Source organism: Polyangium sorediatum, assembly GCF_029946465.1.
In the GTDB taxonomy this organism is placed as follows: domain Bacteria; phylum Myxococcota_A; class Polyangia; order Polyangiales; family Polyangiaceae; genus Polyangium; species Polyangium fumosum.
In genome coordinates, this window is the sequence record NZ_JARZHI010000118.1 from 1 (window position 1) to 20,185 (window position 20,185).

17 protein-coding genes are annotated in these 20,185 nt (G+C 69.3%); 13 read left to right on the forward strand and 4 right to left on the reverse strand.

Annotated elements, in window-relative coordinates:
- From QHF89_RS47810 to QHF89_RS47840, 7 genes are all read left to right on the forward strand, one after another.
- Positions 1-276, forward strand: a 276-nt coding sequence (locus QHF89_RS47810) for an MYXO-CTERM sorting domain-containing protein (protein ID WP_284721922.1), incomplete at its 5' end; no start/stop codon positions are given.
- A gap of 551 nt (positions 277-827) precedes the next feature.
- Positions 828-2,912 carry a type VI secretion system Vgr family protein gene (locus QHF89_RS47815; protein ID WP_136973361.1) on the forward strand — a complete coding sequence of 695 codons (2,085 nt, stop codon included), beginning with the start codon at positions 828-830 and terminating at the stop codon, positions 2,910-2,912.
- Between the two features lie 13 nt (positions 2,913-2,925).
- Positions 2,926-3,297 (forward strand): PAAR domain-containing protein, encoded by a 372-nt coding sequence (locus QHF89_RS47820; RefSeq protein ID WP_136935458.1) that lies wholly within the window; start codon positions 2,926-2,928, stop codon positions 3,295-3,297.
- A gap of 30 nt (positions 3,298-3,327) precedes the next feature.
- On the forward strand, positions 3,328-5,571 hold the full coding sequence (locus QHF89_RS47825) for a type VI secretion system Vgr family protein (protein WP_136973362.1): 2,244 nt from the start codon (positions 3,328-3,330) through the stop codon (positions 5,569-5,571).
- Position 5,572: 1 nt separating this feature from the next.
- The gene (locus QHF89_RS47830) at positions 5,573-6,718 is read left to right on the forward strand and encodes a hypothetical protein (RefSeq protein ID WP_136973363.1); all 1,146 of its coding nucleotides are present in this window, start codon (positions 5,573-5,575) and stop codon (positions 6,716-6,718) included.
- 37 nt (positions 6,719-6,755) lie between these two features.
- Positions 6,756-7,523 carry a hypothetical protein gene (locus QHF89_RS47835; protein WP_136973364.1) on the forward strand — a complete coding sequence of 256 codons (768 nt, stop codon included), beginning with the start codon at positions 6,756-6,758 and terminating at the stop codon, positions 7,521-7,523.
- Positions 7,524-7,533: 10 nt separating this feature from the next.
- Complete coding sequence (locus QHF89_RS47840; protein ID WP_136973365.1) at positions 7,534-8,325, forward strand: N-acetylmuramoyl-L-alanine amidase family protein; 792 nt, start codon at positions 7,534-7,536, stop codon at positions 8,323-8,325.
- 318 nt (positions 8,326-8,643) lie between these two features.
- On the opposite strand, the gene QHF89_RS47845 is transcribed toward QHF89_RS47840, so the two are convergent.
- Positions 8,644-9,591: a hypothetical protein gene (locus QHF89_RS47845; RefSeq protein ID WP_136973321.1), complete on the reverse strand. Its 948-nt coding sequence runs from the start codon at positions 9,589-9,591 to the stop codon at positions 8,644-8,646.
- Between the two features lie 167 nt (positions 9,592-9,758).
- On the opposite strand from QHF89_RS47845, the gene QHF89_RS47850 reads away from it, so the two are divergent.
- Complete coding sequence (locus tag QHF89_RS47850; RefSeq protein ID WP_136973322.1) at positions 9,759-11,051, forward strand: pyridoxal phosphate-dependent aminotransferase; 1,293 nt, start codon at positions 9,759-9,761, stop codon at positions 11,049-11,051.
- A gap of 334 nt (positions 11,052-11,385) precedes the next feature.
- On the opposite strand, the gene QHF89_RS47855 is transcribed toward QHF89_RS47850, so the two are convergent.
- Together QHF89_RS47855 and QHF89_RS47860 are read right to left on the reverse strand one after the other, a co-directional pair.
- Positions 11,386-12,384, reverse strand: coding sequence for an NAD-dependent epimerase/dehydratase family protein (locus QHF89_RS47855; RefSeq protein WP_284721923.1), 999 nt, complete (start codon positions 12,382-12,384; stop codon positions 11,386-11,388).
- A gap of 54 nt (positions 12,385-12,438) precedes the next feature.
- Positions 12,439-13,197: a hypothetical protein gene (locus QHF89_RS47860; protein ID WP_136973324.1), complete on the reverse strand. Its 759-nt coding sequence runs from the start codon at positions 13,195-13,197 to the stop codon at positions 12,439-12,441.
- A gap of 415 nt (positions 13,198-13,612) precedes the next feature.
- Here QHF89_RS47860 and QHF89_RS47865 point away from each other — a divergent pair, with 415 nt between their 5' ends.
- Positions 13,613-14,434, forward strand: coding sequence for a hypothetical protein (locus QHF89_RS47865; RefSeq protein ID WP_136973325.1), 822 nt, complete (start codon positions 13,613-13,615; stop codon positions 14,432-14,434).
- A 1-nt stretch (position 14,435) separates the two neighbouring features.
- On the opposite strand, the gene QHF89_RS47870 is transcribed toward QHF89_RS47865, so the two are convergent.
- Complete coding sequence (locus QHF89_RS47870; protein ID WP_284721924.1) at positions 14,436-15,455, reverse strand: Glu/Leu/Phe/Val dehydrogenase dimerization domain-containing protein; 1,020 nt, start codon at positions 15,453-15,455, stop codon at positions 14,436-14,438.
- 111 nt (positions 15,456-15,566) lie between these two features.
- On the opposite strand from QHF89_RS47870, the gene QHF89_RS47875 reads away from it, so the two are divergent.
- From QHF89_RS47875 to QHF89_RS47890, 4 genes are all read left to right on the forward strand, one after another.
- Entirely contained in the window at positions 15,567-16,217 is a 651-nt protein-coding gene (locus tag QHF89_RS47875) for a DUF2267 domain-containing protein (RefSeq protein ID WP_284721925.1), read from the forward strand.
- A gap of 127 nt (positions 16,218-16,344) precedes the next feature.
- On the forward strand, positions 16,345-17,805 hold the full coding sequence (locus QHF89_RS47880; RefSeq protein WP_136973328.1) for a serine/threonine-protein kinase: 1,461 nt from the start codon (positions 16,345-16,347) through the stop codon (positions 17,803-17,805).
- Positions 17,806-17,816: 11 nt separating this feature from the next.
- Complete coding sequence (locus tag QHF89_RS47885) at positions 17,817-18,851, forward strand: carboxypeptidase-like regulatory domain-containing protein (RefSeq protein ID WP_136973329.1); 1,035 nt, start codon at positions 17,817-17,819, stop codon at positions 18,849-18,851.
- Between the two features lie 99 nt (positions 18,852-18,950).
- Positions 18,951-20,051, forward strand: coding sequence for a hypothetical protein (locus QHF89_RS47890; protein ID WP_136973330.1), 1,101 nt, complete (start codon positions 18,951-18,953; stop codon positions 20,049-20,051).
- Positions 20,052-20,185 lie beyond the last annotated feature (134 nt).

Genomic DNA, 20,185 nt, shown 5'->3' on the forward strand with positions numbered 1-20,185 from the left:
GGCAGCGGCGGCGCGGGCGGAAGCGGCGGCGCAGGCGGAAGCGGCGGCGCAGGCGGAAGCGGCGGCGCAGGCGGAAGCGGCGGCGCAGGCGGTGGCGGCACGGGCGGCGCCGGCGGCAGTGGGGGTCGGCCTTCGACGCCGGGCCCCACCCAAGAGGGCGGTTGCACGTGCTCGGCGGCAGGGGATTCCACCTCCACGGGAATGGAATCCGTCGCCCTTCCCATGGCCGGACTCCTCCTCGCCCTCGCGCGCGGCCGTCGCCGGATGCGACGCTGACCACGCGAACCCGCGAGACCACGGCCTCTCCATAGAAGGCGGCTCCCGCGTCCGCGGCGGTCTGCGCGTCTCCGAACGTCAAAACCCCCTCGCGTCACCGTGACGCGCGCCCATTCGAGCCTTCGAACACCCGCGCGTCACCGTCTCCTCCGGGTCTCCAAACGTTCGATCCCCCACGCGTCACCGTGACGCGCGCCCGTTCGAGCCTTCGAACACCCTCGCGTCACCGTCTCCCCCGGGTCTCCAAACGTTCGAGCACCCCCGCGTCACCGTGACGCGCGCCCGTTCAAACGTTCGAACACCCTCGCGTCACGTTCGCCGGCGCCCCCTCGAACGTTCGCTTCCCCTCGCGCGCCCACAACCTGCTCCTTGTCGGCCCCGCGAGGACGCGACGACGAAGTCGACTTCCAGGTTGGTTTGAGCAGCAACATGTACACAAACCTGACAGCCGCCTCGCCGCGCAGGCTCGCTTTGTCGCGCGCAAACGCGCACGATCCTGCTTTACAGGCAAATCTGAGCCTTGGTAACCTCGCCGCCGAGGTGTCGCGCGCATGGCTATCTTGGAGCTGTCATTTGCTTGCGGGGAAAGCTCCCTCTCGGTCCGGCGCTTCTCGGTCCACGAGTCCGTCTCGGGCCTGTTCACGGTCTCCGTGTGGGCGCGCTCCGAGAGCCCGAGCATCGATCTCGAAGCGATCATCGGGCAACCCGCCTCCCTCCGGGTGGTGAGCGGGTATCTCTTCGCGCGGCTCGGCGGGGCGCGGCTCTGGACCGGCATCGTGAGCTCGATCGAGCAAGTGCAGGCCGTGCAGCCAGGGTCGGGGGCGCACGAGCTCTCGACCTACTCGCTGCGCATCGTCCCGGGCCTGTGGACGCTCACGCAGCGCCGCAACTACCGCATCTTCCAGCACCTCTCGGCCCCCGACATCATCGACGAGCTGCTCGGTGACTGGGGCGTCGAGCGGATCTGGCAGATCGATCGGGGCAAGTACCCGAAGCTCGAATATCGCGTCCAGTACGGCGAGAGTGATTTCGCGTTCTTCAGCCGCATGCTCGAAGAGGCCGGAATCGCCTACACCTTCCCGGACGACGACGCGAAGGGCTCGAACCTCACGCTCTCGGACAAGCTCGAATCCAACGCCCCACGCCCGGGCGGCGCCCTCCCCTACGTGGACAACCCGAACCAGGAGGCCGAGAAGGAGTTCGTCTCCTCCGTCCGCCTGTCCTACGGGCTGCGCCCCGGCGCGCACACGATCCGCGACCACGACTTCCGCAACCCCTCGTTCGAGCTCTTCGGCGAGGCGCCCAAGGCCTCCGGGCCCGAGGCGAAATACGAGCAGTACCATTACGAACCCGGCGGGTTCCTGGTCGAGGGCGGCAAGGGCGGCGACACGCCCGTCGCGGATGACAAAGGCGTCGCGCGGCACGAGCAAAGCTTCGGCAAGGGGCGCGCGGGGCGGATGCTCGGCGGCGCGCGGGCCGACAGGCGCGTGGTCTCGTTCGACACGAACACGATCGATCTCTGGCCCGGCCAGATCATCTCGATCGACAGGCACCCGCACGGCGATCTCTCGGAGTCGACGAAGCTCCTCGTGACGGAGTTTTCCGTGGAAGGCACGCCCGAGGGCGAGTGGAGCATGTCGGGGCAAGCGGTCTTCACGGAGGCGCCCTACCGGCCGGCGCAACGGACGACGAAGCCGCGGGTCGAGGGCGTGCAGAGCGCGCGTGTCGTCGGGCCGAAGGGCCAGGAGATCCACACCGACGAGTTTGGCCGCGTCCGCGTCCAGTTCCCCTGGGATCGCGAGGGCCACTACGACGACAACAGCTCCTGCTGGATCCGCGTGAGCCAGGGGTGGGCCGGGACCGGCTATGGCATGATCGTGCTGCCGCGCATCGGGCAGGAGGTGATGGTCGGGTTCCTCGAAGGCGACCCGGACCAGCCGATCATCGTGGGCCGCGTCTACAACGCGAAGCAGGCCGTGCCGTACAAGCTGCCGGATCACAAGACGCGCAGCACGTGGAAGAGCGATACGTCGACCGGCTCCGAAGGCTTCAACGAGATCATGTTCGAGGATTCGAAGGGCGGCGAGCTCGTCTACGAGCAGGCCCAGAAGAACCGGCGAAGGCTCGTGAAGAACGACGAGACGATCACGATCGGCCAGGATCGGCAGAAGCTCGTCAAGAACGACGAGCAGGACAAGACGCTCGGCTTCCTCAAGGTCTTCGTCGGTCGCGACCAGGACATCGTCATCAAGCAGAACAAGCGCGAGCGCGTCGAGGGCGACTCGCACCTGCGCGTGTTCGGCAAGCGCAACCAGCGCATCGAGGGCAAACAATCCCTGACGGTGAAGGGCGACCGGCACGAGCTCGTCGGCAAGAGCTACGCGATCGGCGTGAGCGACGAGATCCACCTCCAGGGAGGCACGGCCGTCGTGATCGAGGCAGGCCAGGACCTGACGATCAAGGGCCCGGGCGGGTTTGTCCGCATCGATCAAAGCGGCGTGACGATCCGCGGCAAGGTCGTGCGGATCAACAGCGGCGGCTCGCCGGGCAGCGGCAAGGGCTCGAGCCCCGACGAGCCGGAAGCCGCGGTCGAGGCCGAGGTGGACGACGTCAGCGTGACGCTGATCGGGCAATAGGAGGAGAAGGACCATGCCTCCGGCAGCAAGAATCAGCGACCGACATGCCTGTCCCATCCCGGGGCACGCCATCAACGCCATCGTGACCGGCGAGGAGACGGTGATCGTCGGCTACATGCCGCAGTCGCGCGTGGGCGACCTCGAGGCGTGCGGCGCGGCGATCGTGCAGGGCGAGCCGACGGTGATCATCGGCGATAAGGACGCGGCGCGGAAGGGTGATCCGACGACCCACGGGGGCAAGATCGTCTCGGGCTGCCCATCGGTGATCATCGGATCGAGCGCGCAGGCCGAGACGCTCCTCACGGACCGACCCTTCGTCGAGGAGTGCGAGGAGAAGGCGCGCGCGAAAGAGGAACGGCGGCAGCGCGAGAGGGAGACGCCATGAAGACGCCCGGGCACATGAGGAGCGAAGGCCATGGCCACCCTTGAGCTGTCGCTCGCCTCGGGCGAGCTCTCCGTGCGGCGTTTCGTCGTGAAAGAGGCGACCTCGTCGCTGTTCTCGGTCTCGATCTGGGGCCGGTCCCCGGATCCGGCCCTCGACCTCGGCGCCATTCTGGACAAACCGGCGACGTTCCGATCCGCGCCGGGCTACCTGCACGTCTCGGGCCTCGGCGCGCGCACGTGGAAGGGGATCGTCGCCTTCGCGGAGCAGGTCCACGCGCTCCAGCCGCAGGCGGGGCAGCGGGGGCTTTCGACGTACCACGTCGAGATCGTCCCCGAGCTCTTCCGGCTGCGCTACCGCCGGAACAACCGCATCTTCCAGCAGCTCTCCATCCCCGACATCGTCGACGCGTTGCTCGGCGAATGGGGGATCGAGAAGGCCTGGAGGGTCGAGCGGGCGAAGTATCCGAAGCTCGAATACAAGGTCCAGTACGGGGAGAGCGACTACGCATTCCTGAGCCGGCTGCTCGAAGAGGCGGGCATCGCGTTCACGTTCCCCGACGATCAGGGCGGCACGCTCACGTTCGCCGACCAGCTCCAGGCGAACCCCGCGCGTCCGGGCGACGGCCTTCGGTACGTGGATCATCCGGCGCAGGCCGCGGAGCAAGAGTACGTGACGGCCGTGCGCCTCTCGCACGACGTTCGCCCGGGCAGCTACACGATCCGGGATTACGAGTTCCGGAACCCCGATTTCGAGCTCTTTGGCCGCGCGCCCGCGGCGACCGGCTCCGAGCAATACCACTTCGATCAGGGCGCGTTCCTCGTCGAGACGGGCAAGGGCGGCGGGACGCCGGTGGCCGACGACAAGGGGATCGCGCGGCACGACGAGAAATACGGCAGCGAGCTTTCGGAGAAGGCGCTCCACGGCGAACGCGTGGGGGTGCGGGCGATCTCGTTCGAGGCCAATACGTATGATCTCGCGCCGGGGGTCGTCTTTTCGATGACCCGGCACCCGCACGCGGAGCTCTCGTCCGATCGGAAGCTGCTCGTGCTGGAGACGACGTTCGAGGGGACGGCGGAGGGCGAGTGGAGCCTGCTCGGTCAGGCGGTCTTCGCCGAGGTGCCGTACCGCCCGCCGCGCCGGACGCAGAAGCCGATCGTGCACGGGCTCCAGTGCGCGATCGTGGTGGGCCCGTCGGGGCAGGAGATCCATACGGACGAGTTTGGCCGGGTCCGCGTGCAATTCCCCTGGGATCGCGAGGGGAAAAAGGACGAGGACAGCTCCTGCTGGCTCCGGGTGAACCAGGGCTGGGGCGGCATGGGATACGGGATGATCGTCTTGCCGCGCATCGGGCAAGAGGTGCTCGTGGGGTTCGCCGAGGGCGATCCCGATCTGCCGTTCGTGATGGGGCGTGTCTACAACGCCGTGCAGCAGGTGCCGTACAGGCTGCCGGAGCACAAGACGCGCAGCACGTGGAAGAGCGACTCCTCGCAGGGCTCGAAGGGGTTCAACGAGATCATGTTCGAGGATCTCGCGAAGCAGGAGCTCGTCTGGCAACAAGCGGAGAAGAACCGCACGCGGCTCGTCAAGGAGAACGAATTCGCGACGGTGGGCCACGACCGGCAGAAGCTCGTGAAGCGGGACGAGCGGGAGCACACGGACGGGTCGCGCAAGCGGTGGGTGGGCAAGGACGCGGACGCGATCACGAAGCAAAAGAAGCGCGAGCGGATCGACGTCGACGTGAGCGACGAGGTGAAGGGCAACCGGAGCGAGCGGATCGACGGCAAACAATCGCTGACGACCGCGGATTTCCGGGAGGAGAAGGTCGGGGGAAGTTACGCGCTCAAGGCGGCCAACGAGGTGCACGTCGTGGGGGGCGAGAACTACGTCGGGGAGGGAGGGCAATCCTTCACCCTGCGCGGGCCCGGAGGCTTCCTCAAATTCGACGGGAGCGGCGTGACGATCGAGGGCACGGTGGTGGCGATCAACAACGGCGGCGGCCCCGGCGAGGGCCGCGGCGCCAAGCCGGAGAAGCCCGAGGACCCGGAGCTCGATCATTACACGGAGTGCTTCCGGGCGATCGACGAGCGGTCGGAGGAGCCGATCCCGGAAATGCCCTATCGTATCGAGCTCGAGGACGGGACCGTCTACACGGGTCGCACGGACGACGAGGGATATACGATCCGCGTCGGAACGCTGAAGGAGCAGCAGGTGAAGGTCACGTGGGGAGGTGATCCCCCCTCGGGCCCGGATGCTCCGATGGATGAGGGGTGCTGACATGGCGCAAGGAGACCCCAAGGTATCGACCACGCGGCAGAACAACCCGGCCGCGACCGAGGATCGGGTCGCCGCGAAGCGGACCGTGACCTACATCTTCAACACCTCGGTCACATCGAGCACGCTCAGCATTCCCTACGCGGTCGCCGTCGACGACGAGGTGCAGGCCGCCTACCGGAATTCGGTCGCGCGTGTCAGCGGCGGGGACGGCGCGATCACCGTCACCGTCAACTCCGGCCAGAAGGTGAGCCTGTTCCTGAACAGCGACGCCGCTCCGGGGCGGCGCAAGAACGCCGTATACGCGGTGACGCCCAAGGATCGAAACGTCCGGGTGACGGTCAAGGAGAAAAAGGGCAAACACAACGACCCCGACACGCCCGTGCTCGTGGCCACCGAGAAAGCCCTCGAGAAGTACAATGCCCCGCTGACGGGCGACATCTGGATGAAGGTGACGCACAAGTTCACCGCCGCGGATGTCGACGCCGCGGTGCCGGCCGGGACACGCGCGGAGATCATCGCGGCCCTGCGGACCCTGTACGGGGGCCTCACCGGCAATACGTTGACGTTGACGATCCCGGCGTCGGGCACCCAGGCCGCATTCACGACGACGCTCACGTTCGCGGACGCGGAGAACCCGAGGGACAACATCACGAGCTTCAGCCTCACGACGGATGGCCTGCCGCGCGTGCACCCCGCGGGGTTCGCGGCGATCCTGAAGGCCGCCGTGGATTCGAGCGTGACAGCCATCTCGATGAGCTCGAATTGGCGACCCTGTCTCGGCTCGATCGCGCATCGCGCCGGGCTCGGCGTGGACGTGAACAACGTGGGCGGCACGCGGATGTTCCGCACCGCGGGCGCCAATGCCACGGAGGTGCGGCTCCTGCAAGCCTTCCAGGCGAAGCCAACCGACGCGAACAAGGCGGCGTACGAGGCAGAGCGCGACAAGAACCAACCGCTCCACGTGCAGGGCTTCCGGAGGTCGCTCCAGCAGAACCCCGGGGTCAAGCAATGCTTCGATCCGTGGGAGATGGATAGCAACACGAGGGACAACCAGGCGGCGACGCCGAACCGGCAGAACGACGGGAATTCGAAGCTCCACGGCAACCACCTGCACATCACCGCGCGTGATGGAGTCATCATCGCCTGAGGCGCAACGTCACGACACGAGGAGCCGAGGAGCCACCATGATCATCCGCCAAGCCTCCCTGGACGCCTTCCAGAAGTCGGCGATGAAGTCCTTCGAGGACGAGATGATCGAGCATTGCAAGGTGTTCTCCCCGAACCTCTGCAAGACGCTCACCCCGGAGCAATTGCGCCAAGCGATCGGGGCCGCGATCGAGATGGCATCCCGGTACGGGCTCACCCGGCGCGGCCCGGTGCATTTCTACATCGACTGCATGCTCCTCTTCGGCAGCAGCTTCCCGACGGACCCGCAATACCCGTGGATGGCCGAGATCCTCGTGCGTGACGATTTCGCCGAGGAGATGCTCAAGGCCGACGCGCTGCACGAGAAGGTCTGTGATTACCTCCGCGAGGTCGGCGGCTCGGACAGCCGCTACATGCGCGGCGCGCTCCGGAGGCTCCTTCGCCTCGCCCAGGCAAACGATCTGCCGCTCCATCAGGACGCGATCGAGCAAGACATCCTGCGCCTGCTCGGGCAAGTGTGGCCGGAGAAACTCGCCTACAGCGGCCCGGAGACGATACAGCTCCTCGTCAGCGACGCCGTGGGGCGCGCCCGCGACACGTACGGCTTCACCCAGCCCCGTTCGATGGCGCTGATGGCCGTGCTCATGGTCGCCTTTGGTCATCGGTGCGACGACGATCCGCTGTTCCCATGGATCAGCAAAACACTCGCGCGGCGTGAAGAGGACGGCCCCGCAGTCGTCGCCGAGAAACTCGAACGTCGCACCCTCGTCTGGTTCGAAGCAGTCCTCGAGAACGAGCTCGCCTAAGGGAAAGTCGATGACACAAGCAAGACCCCCCGCCACGCCCGACTCGGTCTCGAACGCAAATTCGCCAGCCTCGCCGTCCACCGTCCCCGAGGCGAACCAACCAGCCGCGCAAACGTGCAGCACGTGCAAGGACAGGCGGGTCATCGTCATCGATCCCGGTCATGGCGGGACCGCCATGGTCGGCGGGAGCAGCCCGAACAACGCGACGGCGGTCTCGGGCGTCAAGGAGAAGGCCCTGACGCTCCAGTATGCGCAGACCCTCAAGCAGCACCTCGACGGCGAGGCGTGCAAAGCGATCTTCCGAGGTCGAGGGTATGCCGACGTGCAGGTCGTCTTGACGCGCACGGGGGACACCAATCCAGGGCTGAGCACGCGGGTCAACGTCGCGAAGACGAACAAGGCCGACATCTTCCTCAGCATCCATTTCAACGGAGGAGTGGCGGCGGCGCGAGGCACGGAGACGTTCTACAAAGCCGGCTCCAACGGCAACGCAAACCTGGGCGAGGACACGGCCCTCGCGCAGACCGTCCAGACCGCGCTCTTCAATGCCATGAAGAGCATCGACGGGGGCGCGAAGGACCGAAAAATCAAGCCCGACACGGACACCAAGCACAAGAGCCTGGGCATCCTGCGGGACCCCGGCATCGGTTACAGCGGCAAGATGTGCCGTTCTGTCCTGATCGAGGTGGAGTTCATCTCCAACCACCAGGTAGACGCGCTGCTCGTGAGCGGCGGGCGCGCCTCGGCAAACCGCAGCACGCTCATGCTCGCCGTCGCGCGCGCCCTCGCAAATTCGCTGTGACGGGGAGCCGGGGCTCTGCCCCGGACCCCGCGGGGGGCTGTCCGCCCCCTCGACCCCGGACCAGGCACAGCCTGGACCGAGGGTTGAAAAACTGCGCTCCGCGCAGTTTTTCAAACGGGCCGACGAAGAAGCGGGGGTGCCAGTCGAACCCGCAGCGCGGCTCGCTTGGTTGGCAACGCGGCTGCCGGTCTTGACCCGGGCCTGTTCGATGAACTGCGCATCGCGCAGTTCATCGAGCTTGGGTCCAGCCCCTGGCTGGTCCGGGGTGCAGGGGGCGGACAGCCCCCTGCTGGGGTCTGGGGCAACGCCCCAGCGAATTCACCCCCAGGCCCAGCCCACCTTCCGGAAGCGCGTGACGAGCGCGTCCGTGAGCCGTCCGCGCACGACTCCGCTGAACGCCTCGCCCTTCACCGGATCTCTCCACCGGCGCTCGCTGCCGTCCACCATGTCGGCGCGGACGCCCGCGAACGTCGATAACCAGAGCATCGTGATCCCGGTCTCGTGGGCCCACGTCTCCCGGGACTTGCGGCCGCCCTTCATCCCGACCTTGCCCGGTTGATACGTCCCGCCCTTCGACATCGGGTGCATTTCATTCTGGATCACGGCCCCGAAGCCGCCGGGCACCGCGTTCTGGCGCAAGAGGTCGAGGAGCATGAGGTTGATCCCCCACGTCCGATGGTTGCGCGCCGCCTCCGACACACACATCGCCACGCAGAGCCGCGCCATTTCGGGCGGCGTACCGACCAGAGGATCGCCCTGCAAGAAGCCGAGAAGCGCCGCCGTCTTGTCCTTGCACCCCGAGGAGCCGAGGTACATGGCCTTGTAATCGTCACCGCCCGCGCGGTAGGCCGAAGCGGCCGCCTCGTCCGTCGAGGCCACGATGTGCGCATAATAATCGGGGGGCCCCACGCGCACGACCCACGTCCCGACCTGGAAGAGCTTCTCCGTCCCGCTCTCGCCGAGCGTGATCAGCTCCTGCATCCATTCCCCGGCGCTCCCGGGCTTCCGCACGACGAGCTCCACGGGCGTGATGCCGGTGCCACCACGCGCCACGGAGAAGCCACGCGTGTAGGTCGTCCGCCCGCCGGAGCCCGGTGTCGAGAACACGGTTTCCGTCGCGCTTTCGAGCATCGTGTGCACGTCCCAGCGCGAGAGCATCACCTCGCGGTGCTCCCCGTGCCGGACCCGGATGAAATGGCCCACGCCTGCGCCGGCCCACGCTTGCCAGTTCTCGAGGCCCTCGATCTTCTCCAGGTGCGTTTGCATGGCTGCCCGGAGCGTACAGCGGAGAAGGCGCGCGTGGAAGAGGCTCTTGCTCCTGCCCGCTCGCGCGCCCGCCCCCCGCTTCCCTGCCCCGGACAGATTGCGCCTGGGCGCCGCTCCGAACATCCATTCCCCGATCACGGTTCTGCGGGTATGCTCCGCGCGCCCCCATGGTAACGGCCCTCGAATTTCCTCCGCTCGAGGTCGGTGACGCCGGCCTCTCCGCGCTCGCGCGTGGCGTCATCGGCTCCGAGATCCTGAAGATTGCCGGCGAGATCCGGGCCATGAAGGCCAAGGGCGCCCAGATCTGCAACCTCACCGTCGGCGACTTCGATCCGGCCTACTTCCCCATCCCCGCCGAGCTCTGCGAGGGCACGCGCGCCGCGCTCGCCGAGGGCCACACGAACTACCCGCCCTCCGACGGCGTGCTCGTCCTGCGCGAGGCGCTCGTGCGCTTCTACGAGCGCGAGCTCGGCCTCAAGTACCCGATCGAGTCCGTGCTCGTGGCCGGCGGCGCCCGGCCCCTGCTTTACGGCGCCTACCGCACGCTCATCGATCCCGGCGACGTCGCCGTCTACCCGGTCCCGTCCTGGAACAACAACCACTACGCCTACCTCTCCGGCGCGAAGGCCGTGGAGATCCCCGTCTCGGCCGCGTCGAACTTCTTCCCGACCGCCGACGATTTTCGGCCGCACATCGGCTCGGCCAGGCTGCTGCTCGTGAACTCGCCGCTGAACCCGACCGGCACCGTCATCTCGAAGGACGAGCTCGGGCGCATCGCCGAGCTCGTGCTGGGCGAGAACCGCCGCCGGGAGGCCGAGGGCCTGCGCCCGGTGTTCCTCGTGTACGACCAGGTCTACTGGATGCTCACGCACGGCGAGGTGCACCACGAGACGCCCGTGTCGCTCGTGCCCGAGGTCGCGCCGTACACGCTCTTGCTCGACGCGCTGTCGAAGTCGTTCTGCGCGACGGGCATGCGCGTCGGCTGGGGGTTCATGCCGCCGGCGGTGCGGCGGCGCATGGCGGACATCCTCGGGCACGTGGGCGCGTGGGCGCCGAAAGCCGAGCAGGTCGCGACGGCGGCGCTGCTCGACGCGCCGGACGCGATGAACGCGTTCCTCTCGGGCGCGAAGGCAAAGGTGAAGGAGCGGCTCGACGCGCTCTTCGCCGGGTTCTCGACGATGCAACGCGAGGGTCTACCCGTCGACGCGATCGCGCCACAAGGGGCGATCTACCTGTCGGCGCGCTTCGACTGGATCGGCAAGACGATCCGGGGCCGGACGATCCAGACGAACGACGAGATCCGCAAGGTGCTGCTGGAAGAAGCAGGCCTGGCAGTCGTGCCGTTCCAGGCGTTCGGGCTGCGAGAGGAAAACGGCTGGTTCCGGCTGAGCGTGGGCGCAGTGTCGATGGACGACATCCAGGCAGTGTTCCCGCGCTTGCGCTCCCTCATGGCTGGTTGAGGGGCGATACGCCGCACCGGGGCGCCGCACCGGGGCGCTGCCCCGGACCCCGCGGGGGGCTGTCCGCCCCCTCGACCCCGGACCAGCGAGGCGCTGGACCCAGGGTTGAAAAACTGCGCTCCGCGCAGGTTTTCAAACAGGCCGACGAACAACCCGGGTCGCCAGCAGAACCCGCAGCGCGGCTGTCTTGATCGGCAACGCCGCTGCCGGTCTTGCCCGGGCCTGTTCGATGAGCTGCGCTCCGCGCAGCTCATCGAGCTTGGGTCCAGCCCCTGGCTGGTCCGGGTCCAGGGGCGGACAGCCCCTGGTCGGGGTCCGGGGTGAAACCCCGGCGCTACGCTAGTTTCCCCGTTTCGCGGAGCCACGCCTCGCTCCGCTGCATGCCCTCGTCGATCGGCACGCGCACCTGCCAGCCGAGCAGCCGCTCGGCCTTCGCCGTTGGGTACTGGAGTTTTCGTACGTAGCGCTCGAGGCGATCTGCCGTGAGTGGGATGCCGAGCTTGAAGAGCTCGTTCGCGCGGGCGATGAGGTATGCGAGGGGCATGGGCACGCGGCGGGGGCGCTTGCCGCTCATCGCGCCGTAGAAGCCGAAGAAGCGCTCCCACGTGACGGCCGCGTCGCTCGCGTTGAACGCCTCGCCCTCGGCCTCGGGCCGTGTCGCGGCGAGGCGTATCATGTCGACGACGTCGTCCACGTAGACGGGATACGCGTGGCCCTGGCCGTCGCCGAAGATCACGGGCACGCCCTTCTGCACGAGCCGGAGCATGCCCACGGTCCACCCGCCCGATCGCGGCCCGTACACCATCGCCGGCCGCACGATCGAGATCGCGAGGTTTGCCTTCGCCGCGGCCTCGCGCGCCGCCTCCTCGCCGAGCGCCTTCGTGCGGCCGTAGAGATCGACCTGCGTGACGTCGATCGGGACCGACTCGTCGACGTGATCCGTCGCCGGGAGCCCATACACCGAGATGGTGCTCACGAGGACGAACCGCTCGCAGCCCGCGCGTGCCGCGGCCGTCACGAGTGCGCGCGTCGCGTCCACGTTGACCGCGTACGCGTCGGACTCGCCGCCCTTGCCGCGCTCGAGCCACGCCGCGAGGTGAAAGACGACGCGTTTGCCCTCGCAGAGCCGCGCCATCGCGCCGGCGTCGCGCACGTCGGCCCGGTGGATCGTGACGCCTGCGGCGCGAAGCTTCGCCTCGTCCGGGAAGGAGCGCCCAGCGCCGATCACGCTCGCCTTGTCCTCGGCCGCGAGGCGCTCGGCCAGGCGTCCTCCGATGAACCCGCTCGCGCCGGTCACGAGGACCGGCGTCTCCGTCAACGACACATCACCCATCGAGGCGCGAGTCTACTGCCCCGCGGCGCGCGTGGGGAGCGCTCTGCGCTCGCTTCAGGGCACCGTCCCGCTCGTCACCTCGACTGCGACCTCGGGCGAGACCTTCACGGTGGCCTCGCAGCTCGGCGTGCCCTCGCAGGACGTGGCGTCCACGCGGACCTCTGCGTCCACGCGGAGCGTCGCCGTCCCCGCCGGCGAGCCTTGGGGGATCCGCACGACGATCTCCCTGTCCACGAGGCTCACTTGCGGCGGGGCCGGCAGCTCGAGCGTCTCGTCGTCGTAGGTGAAGACGACGTCGAGGTTCTCCTCGTCGAGCTCGTCGCCCGGCGCGGACCACGCGAGCGCGAGGTCGACGCCCGGGTCGATCTTGTTGTCCGGGTGGCTCGTGGTGATCGTGCGTGTGGCGAGCAGGTCCTCGAAGTCGAGCGCGATGCGGGCTGTCTCGTCCGAGACCTCGAAGTGCGTCTTGTCCTTGCCGAGGTTCTCCTCGGCGAGGGCCTTGCGGAAGGTGGGCGCGTTGCAGACCCAGCCGTCTTTCGTGGGCGTCTCGCCGCCGCGGATGAAGACGTCCATCTTCCGATCGTCCACCTTGGCCTTGATGTCGTCCGTGATCGCCTCGCACGTCCCGTCCTTGGGCACGAGCGCGAGCGAGACCCGCGGCGACTCGCCGAGCTCCACCTCGACACGCGCACGAGAAGGGTCGAGGTCCGCGAGGGTGGTCTCGGACTCGAGCAGATCAAAGAGGCCACAACCAGACGACGCGAGGGCGAGCGTCGCGAGAAACGGCAAGGTGAGGAATCGAGGGAGGATCACGCGGGCGGGCATGCTGGGCGCCAAGGGCAAACGGCGTACCGAGCACGGACAAACGACCCCGACGGCGATTTTTTCGCGAAATGACGCGGCGCGCGCAAATGGTTTTTCGCGGCTCGTGACGCGGGCGATCCAGGATTCGGTCGAGAAGGTGGTCAAACAGGGGGGCCTGCGCGCTGGCGAGGGCGGATTCAAGCAGCCCCGACGTCCGCCAGAGGTGCGTCGGACGGTACGCAGGCGTGCGGCACGAGCTCCGCATGCGGCAGGGGATCCACAGGGGGGGTGCGCGGCCCATGCGCAGGGGTCCCTGGGCGGATGACCGCCGTTCCCGGAAAATTTCGAGCTTTGCAGATTCCTCGGGGCGACCCCGGAGGCCCGCGTTGACCGCCCTGCGCCTCGTCGCTTAGCCTTTCTGCCGATGGTCCGGGATCCGCGGCTGGGCCCTTTGCAGGACGCACGCCCTCGGCTCGTCGCGTTCGGAAACGTCGCGGTCGGCTTCATCGCGATCGGCAACGTCGCGGTCGGCGTGGTGGCCATCGGCGCAAGCGTGGCCGTCGGGCCCATCGCAATCGGGATCAACGCCGTGGGCATTCTGCTCGGGCTCGGGCTGAACGCCGCCGGCACGGCCGCCATCGCGCTGATCAACGGGCTCGGGCTCTACACGTTCGCCGGCGTGAACGGGCTCGGCGCGCGCACGATCGCCTACGTGAACGCCGGAGAAAGCGCGTTCGTCGCGCTGCTCTGGCTCGCCCTGCAGCTCGTCGCTGCGCGGCTCGTGTCGCGGCGGATGCCCGCGCAATCCGCGGAAGCCCAGCCGGCAACCGTGCCCCTCGCAGAGATCATGTCAGGCGCACGCGAGGAAGGTCTGGTCCGCGCACGGGTCCTCGCGATCACGGAAGAAGGCGTGCAGATCGAGGAGGACACGCCAGAGGCCACCGTCGCGTCGCTCGCCTTCTCGGGCCGAGCACGCGCGTCCCTCGAAGCAGCCCAGCACGTGCCCGGCTCGCCCGCGATGCTCGTGACGGTGCGCGCGTCACGCGAGATGCCGTCGCAAGCGGTCGAGGCAAACTACCGCAGCGCGCCGCAGGTGAGCCGCGTGCTCTGGGGCGAGGACTTCAAGGCGATCCCAGCCCCGCCGCCCTTCTGGGCACGACCCGGCGTGGTACCGCGATTGTCGCGCGCGAGCCTGGCCGTCGGGGCAACGATCGCCCTCGCGGAGTTCGTGGTGCAGTGGTTCTGAGCTAACGCCGCGCCGCCGCGATCCGCGCGAGCGCCCGCGCCTCGGCCACGTCCATCGGGGTCCGCCCGGTCGCCTTTGCCTCGTCGAGCACGAGCCGCGCCGTGTCGCCAAGCCGATCGATGAGAGGTGTGCGGTCGGGCAGGCCCATCACGGAGAGGCCGATCCCGTCGATGACTGCGCCTGCCGAGGCGATCGGATCGGGCACGTGGAGGATGCCGCGCGCGGCAAGATGGCTCGCGATCTCGGGTGATGCGAGCGCGTTGTTCGCGGCTCCGCACACGGCCCATGCGCGCATCGACGGGACGACCTCGGCCGTGATGACGCCGCCCACGGCGCAGGGCGCGACGATGTCGACGTCCTCGACGAGGATGCGTTCTGCCGACGTCACGCGTGCGCCGGGGATCCCGCGAGCGACCTCCTCGGCGCGGCGCGTGTCCACGTCGGCGAGGACGATCCGCGCGCCTGCGTCGGCGAGCGCTGCGGCTGCGCGCGCGCCGATCGCGCCTGCGCCTTGCACGGCCACCGAGAGCCCTTCCACGGGCACGCCTCGCACGGCTGCGCATGCCTCGATGCATCGGAGAAGCCCACGCGCCACGGCGGCTGCGAGGCCTCGCTCGTCCGTGTGCACGTACTGTGTGTGCTCGGCCATCACGGCGAGATCGGCGGCCGTCGTCCCGAGATCACCGGCCGTGCGGAACGTGCCCCCGAGCTCCTCGACCACTTGCCCGAGCCGCGCGAATGCGGCCTTCCGATCGACCCCGTCGCCGAGCAAGACGACCGCTTTCCCGCCGCCCGCGTCGAGCCCGGCGAGCGAGCACTTCCGCGTCATGGCCCGCGCGAGCGCGCGCACGTCGGCGAGCGCGGCGTCGGCCGAGGGGTACCGCATCGTCCGTACGCCGCCGACGGCGGGCCCGAGCGTCGTGTCGTCGAGGGCCACGATGGCGCGCAGGCCGGAGCGGGGATCTGCGACGAAGATGCACCGCGGGCCGCCCGACGCGGGCTTGGGGAGGAGTTCCGCCATGGATCGCAAAGACGCACCGATCGCTCCGCGACGCAAGCGCAGGCTCCTCCTCGATGCATGCGGCGCGTGGCGCGGGCCTCGCATGCCCTTCGGGGCGCGGGAGGCGCGGGCATGGATGAATCAACCTTCCTGGACGAGGTCGCGTGGCGTGGTGGGCTCGGAGAAACGTCGAGCGCGCGCACGGTCGCCGAGGCGGTCCTTCGGGCGTTCGCCGAGACGCTCGTGCCCGATGAGGCCCGCGCGCTCGCGCATGCGCTCCCTGCGCCGCTCGACGCCTGGATCCTCGACGGCCCGCACTTCGGGAGCCTCTCCGAGGACGCGCTCTACCGCCGCGTCGCCGATCGCGAGGGCACGCTCCTCGGCTTCGCCATCGAGCACACCCGGCTCGTCCTCGGCGTCCTCGGCGACGCGCTTCCCGAGACCACGCGCCTCCGCTTGCTTCGCCACCTCGGGCCTGCACTCGGTGATCTCCTCGCCCCGCGCGCGCCGCTCTCCTCACCGCCCGTCCACCTCCGCCGGCCCGCCGAGCCCGAGCGAGGCAAAGGAACCAGCCTCGCCACCGGCCGCCCCGGCAGCCAGAAGCCGCTCAGCGAGGCCCGGCCCGAGCGTGCCCATGCGGACTCGGTCGTCCGCGCCGAGAACCCTCACGGCGAGACCAAACTCTCGTCGAGCCGTGGCCTCACGCAGGAGCGCGAACAAGAAACCCTGGCCGAGGGCGAACCCGGTCCGCTTCGCCCCGTGAGCGAACAACGAGGCCGCTAAAACCGAGGCCTCGAAGGGCCGTTGGAATCTGGCAGGAAGCTACGATCCCGATCCGAAATCGTGTACCTTCCGAGCGAGCCGCCCTCCGGTTGGGCCGGGGGCGGATCGTGCGGAAAGGCTCGGGCGGATGCAGGCTGGCCAGCAAATCACGCCGACGCTTCGGCTCCAGGGCCTCCTCGGAAAAGGTGGCATGGGCAGCGTGTGGGCCGCCGACCACCTCGCGCTCGGGACCCAGGTCGCCGTGAAGTTCATGTCACCGGCCTACGTCGAGAACCAATCGCTCGTGCAGCGGTTCCGCACGGAGGCGATGGCGGCGGCGCAGATCAAGAGCCCGCACGTCGCGCAGGTCTTCGATCACGGCTTCACCGCCGACGGCACGCCGTACATCGTGATGGAGCTGCTCGAAGGCGAGGACCTGAAGCGCCGCATCCGCCGCGAAGGTCCCCTGCCGCTCCGGGACGTGGCGCTCGTCGTGTCGCAGGCCTCGAAGGCGCTCGCCCGCGCGCACGCCCTCAACATCGTCCACCGCGACATCAAGCCGGACAACATCTTCCTCTGCAACATCGACGGCGAGACGTTCGTCAAGCTGCTCGACTTCGGCATCGCCAAGATGGGCCCCGACGGCGCGCTCGGCGCCACGACCACGGGCTCGATGATGGGCACACCGCTCTACATGAGCCCCGAGCAGCTCCTCAGCGCGCGGCGCGTCGATCACCGCTCGGATCTCTGGTCGATCGCGGTCGTCGCGTACCACGCGATCACGGGCCGCGTGCCTTTCCACGGCGAGACCGTCGGCTCGCTCGGGGTCGCCGTGCACACGGGCGTCTTCCACCTCCCGAGCGCGCTCCGGCCCGACGTGCCGCCGGCCGTCGACGCCTGGTTCCAGCGGATGCTGCGCCGGGATCCCGCCGAGCGCTTCGGCTCCGCGAAGGAGATGGCCGAGGCGCTCGAACAAGCCATCCTCGGCGCGCCGTCGCCCTACGCGGTGACCGGCAACTTCGCCCGCGCGCCGTTCCCCTCGCACGCCGATCCGACGCCCGCGCCGTTCTCGGGCGGGCGCATGGCCACGACGCCGGCCCCGAGCTCCCCGAGCGGTTACGCCTCCTCGCCGTACACGCCGCCGCACAGCGCGCCGCAGGTGCCCGCGAGCGCGCCGCAGACGCTCATCGGGACGTCGACCACAGCCGCGCGCGCGGGAAGCGGCAAGAAGTCCGCGATCATCGTGGCAAGCGTGGCCGTGCTCGTCCTCGCCGGGCTCGGCATCTTCCTCGCCGCTCGCCGCAGCAACGACGTCGCGTCGATGTCCGCCGCGCCCGGCGAAACCTCGACCCCAGGCGCGACGCTCGCGCCGTCCCCTGCCCCGTCGCCGTCCCCCACGCCCGTCGTGGCCCTGGCGCCTCCGCCGAGCGCGAGCGCGCTCGCCGAGCCCGCCGCGCCCAGCTCACCCACGACGACGGCCGAGGACAAACCCACGACCCGCAAGACGGCACAGCCCCCTGCCGCGACGACTCCACCTCCGCCCGCGACGACCGCGAAGGCCGCGACCAAGCCGCCCAAGGGCGGCAGCAAAGACACGATCGGCTTCTGAACCACGCTGCCATGCGCCAAACGCAAGCTCGACTCGGTGCCACCGCGACGATCGTCGCGCTCGGCCTCTCGCTCTCCGGGGCAGCAGAGGCCCAAGGAAAGCAGCCTTCGGCCGCCGCCAAGCAGACGGCGCGGCAGCTCCTCGTCGATTGTCGCGCCAAGCTCGGCGCGAACAAGCTCGCCGAGGCGCTCAAGGATTGCCAGGGCGCGCACGCGATCATGGGCGTGCCCTCGACCGGGCTCGATCTCGCGCGGGTGCACGAGGCCATGGGCCACCTCATCGAAGCGCGCGAGGTCGCCCTCGAAGTGACGCGCTTCGACAACACCGCCGGCAACGCCGCCTTCGCCACGGCCATGACCGAGGCCGAAGCCCTCGCGCAGAGCCTCGAGCCGAAGATCCCCTCGCTCGTGATCAACGTGAGCGGCCCGCCCTCCGGCGCCGAGATCACCGTGAAGGTCGACGCCGAGACCATCCCACAAGCAGCCGTCTCGTTGCCCTACAAGGTCAACCCGGGCGAGCACACCGTCATCGTCTCGGCCGCCGGCTTCGGCCAGCGCGCCGAAAAAGTGCAGATGACGGTCGGACAAACCCGCACCGTCGACATCACGTTGCGCCCCGCCGAAGCGGGCGGCGAAGACGTGGTGAATCCGTTCGGCACGCCGGACGAGGCCCTCTCCGAGCACGAAGGCGGCCGGCAGATCCCGGTGTGGACGTGGATCGCAGGCGGCGTCGGGCTCGTCGGGGCCGGCGTGGCCGTGGGCTTCGGGCTCAGCTTCAGCGACGCGCAGAAGACCGTCAGCCGCGATTGTCCAAACAACGCCTGCAACGACACCTACACGCCCGCGCAAGCCCAAGCCCTGCAGGCGAAGTGGAACCGCTCGCTCGGGCTCACCGTGGCCGGCAGCGTCGTCGGCGCGGCCGGGATCGGCGCAGCCATCTTCGGCATCGTGACAGCGCCGAAAAAAGGCGCGCCCGCGCCCTCCACGGGGTTCGTCCCGTGGATCGGCCCGTCCGGCGTCGGCGCCTCCGCATTCGGCCACTTCTGACCCACGCCGCGATCCGTCGCGCACACGCACGGATGTCCCGCATGGAAGCCTGCGCGCGCCGCGCCTCGGCCGCGCCCTTGTGGTACAACCGACGCCACCGTGCTCCTTGCTCGCATCCGCCTCGTCGGCCTCGGCCCCTTCGGCGACATCACGCTGCCCCTCTGCGACCCCGATGGCTCGCCCCGGCGCCTCTGCGTGATCTTCGGCGGCGAAGGCGTAGGCAAGACCGCGGTGCTCTCCGCCATCGCCACGACCCGCCCAGGCCACGCCGTCGCGCAAATCGTCCACACGCGCAGCGCCGGATCATCCTCCAGCGCCCTGCGCGCCGACCTCCCGCACGACCCACGCCCCGACGTGCCCCCCTTCGTCGTGGCCGAGTGGCTGCTCGGCGACGACGACCCCGCCCGGCCCCACACGCTCTGCGTCGCAAGCCCAAACGCGCGCCTCGACGAGCGCGACGACGAAGCCCTGCTCCGCCGTCGCGAGCAAGCCCTCTTCGATCGCCGCGCCGCCGAGCGAGGGTTCGTCCTGGTCTCCCTCTCGGGCGCCCGCTGGTTCTCCCGCACGCCCGTGCTCCTGACGACGCCCGAGCGCACCCTGCTCCGCTACGACGTGCGCGCCTCCACGAGCTTCGACGACGCGAGCCGCACCGACATCGCCCGCGAGACAAAGCAAGTCCTCTCCTTCGCCTGCATCACAGCCGCCCTGTCCCGCAAGACGGAAGGCGCACCGGTGACCGCAGCCCGGCTGGAAACAGCCCTCGTCGGGGTCCTCGGCGCCCTGCTCGAAGAAGATGGCTGCACCTTTGTCGGCGTCGATCCCGTGCGCCTCGAGCCCCTCTTCCGCGACGCCGACGACCGTCTGCTCGAGTTCGACGACCTCCCCCGGAGCCTGCGCCACCTCGTCGCCTTCGGCACGCACGCCGTGCGCTCGCTCGCCGCCGCCTTCCCCGACCGCGATCCCCGCGAATCCGAAGGCGTCGTGCTCATCGACGACGTCGAGATCGAGCAGCCCGCCCATCGCCTGCGCACCCTCATCCCACGCCTCCGCCGCGCCCTGCCGCGCGTGCAGTGGATCCTGACATCAAGCTCCCCCGACGTGGCCCTCGGCTGCGCCCCCGGCGAGATCATCGCCCTGCGCCGCCTGCCCGGCGCCGCCGCCATCGAGCTCCACGAGGGCGAGGACGCCGTCCTGCATTAGGCGCGGAGCTGGGGCGTTGCCCCAGGCCCCAGCAGGGGCTGTCCGCCCCTGCACCCGGACCAGCCAGGGGCTGGACCCAGGCTCGATGAACTGCGCGATGCGCAGTTCATCGAACAGGCCCGGTCAAGACCAGC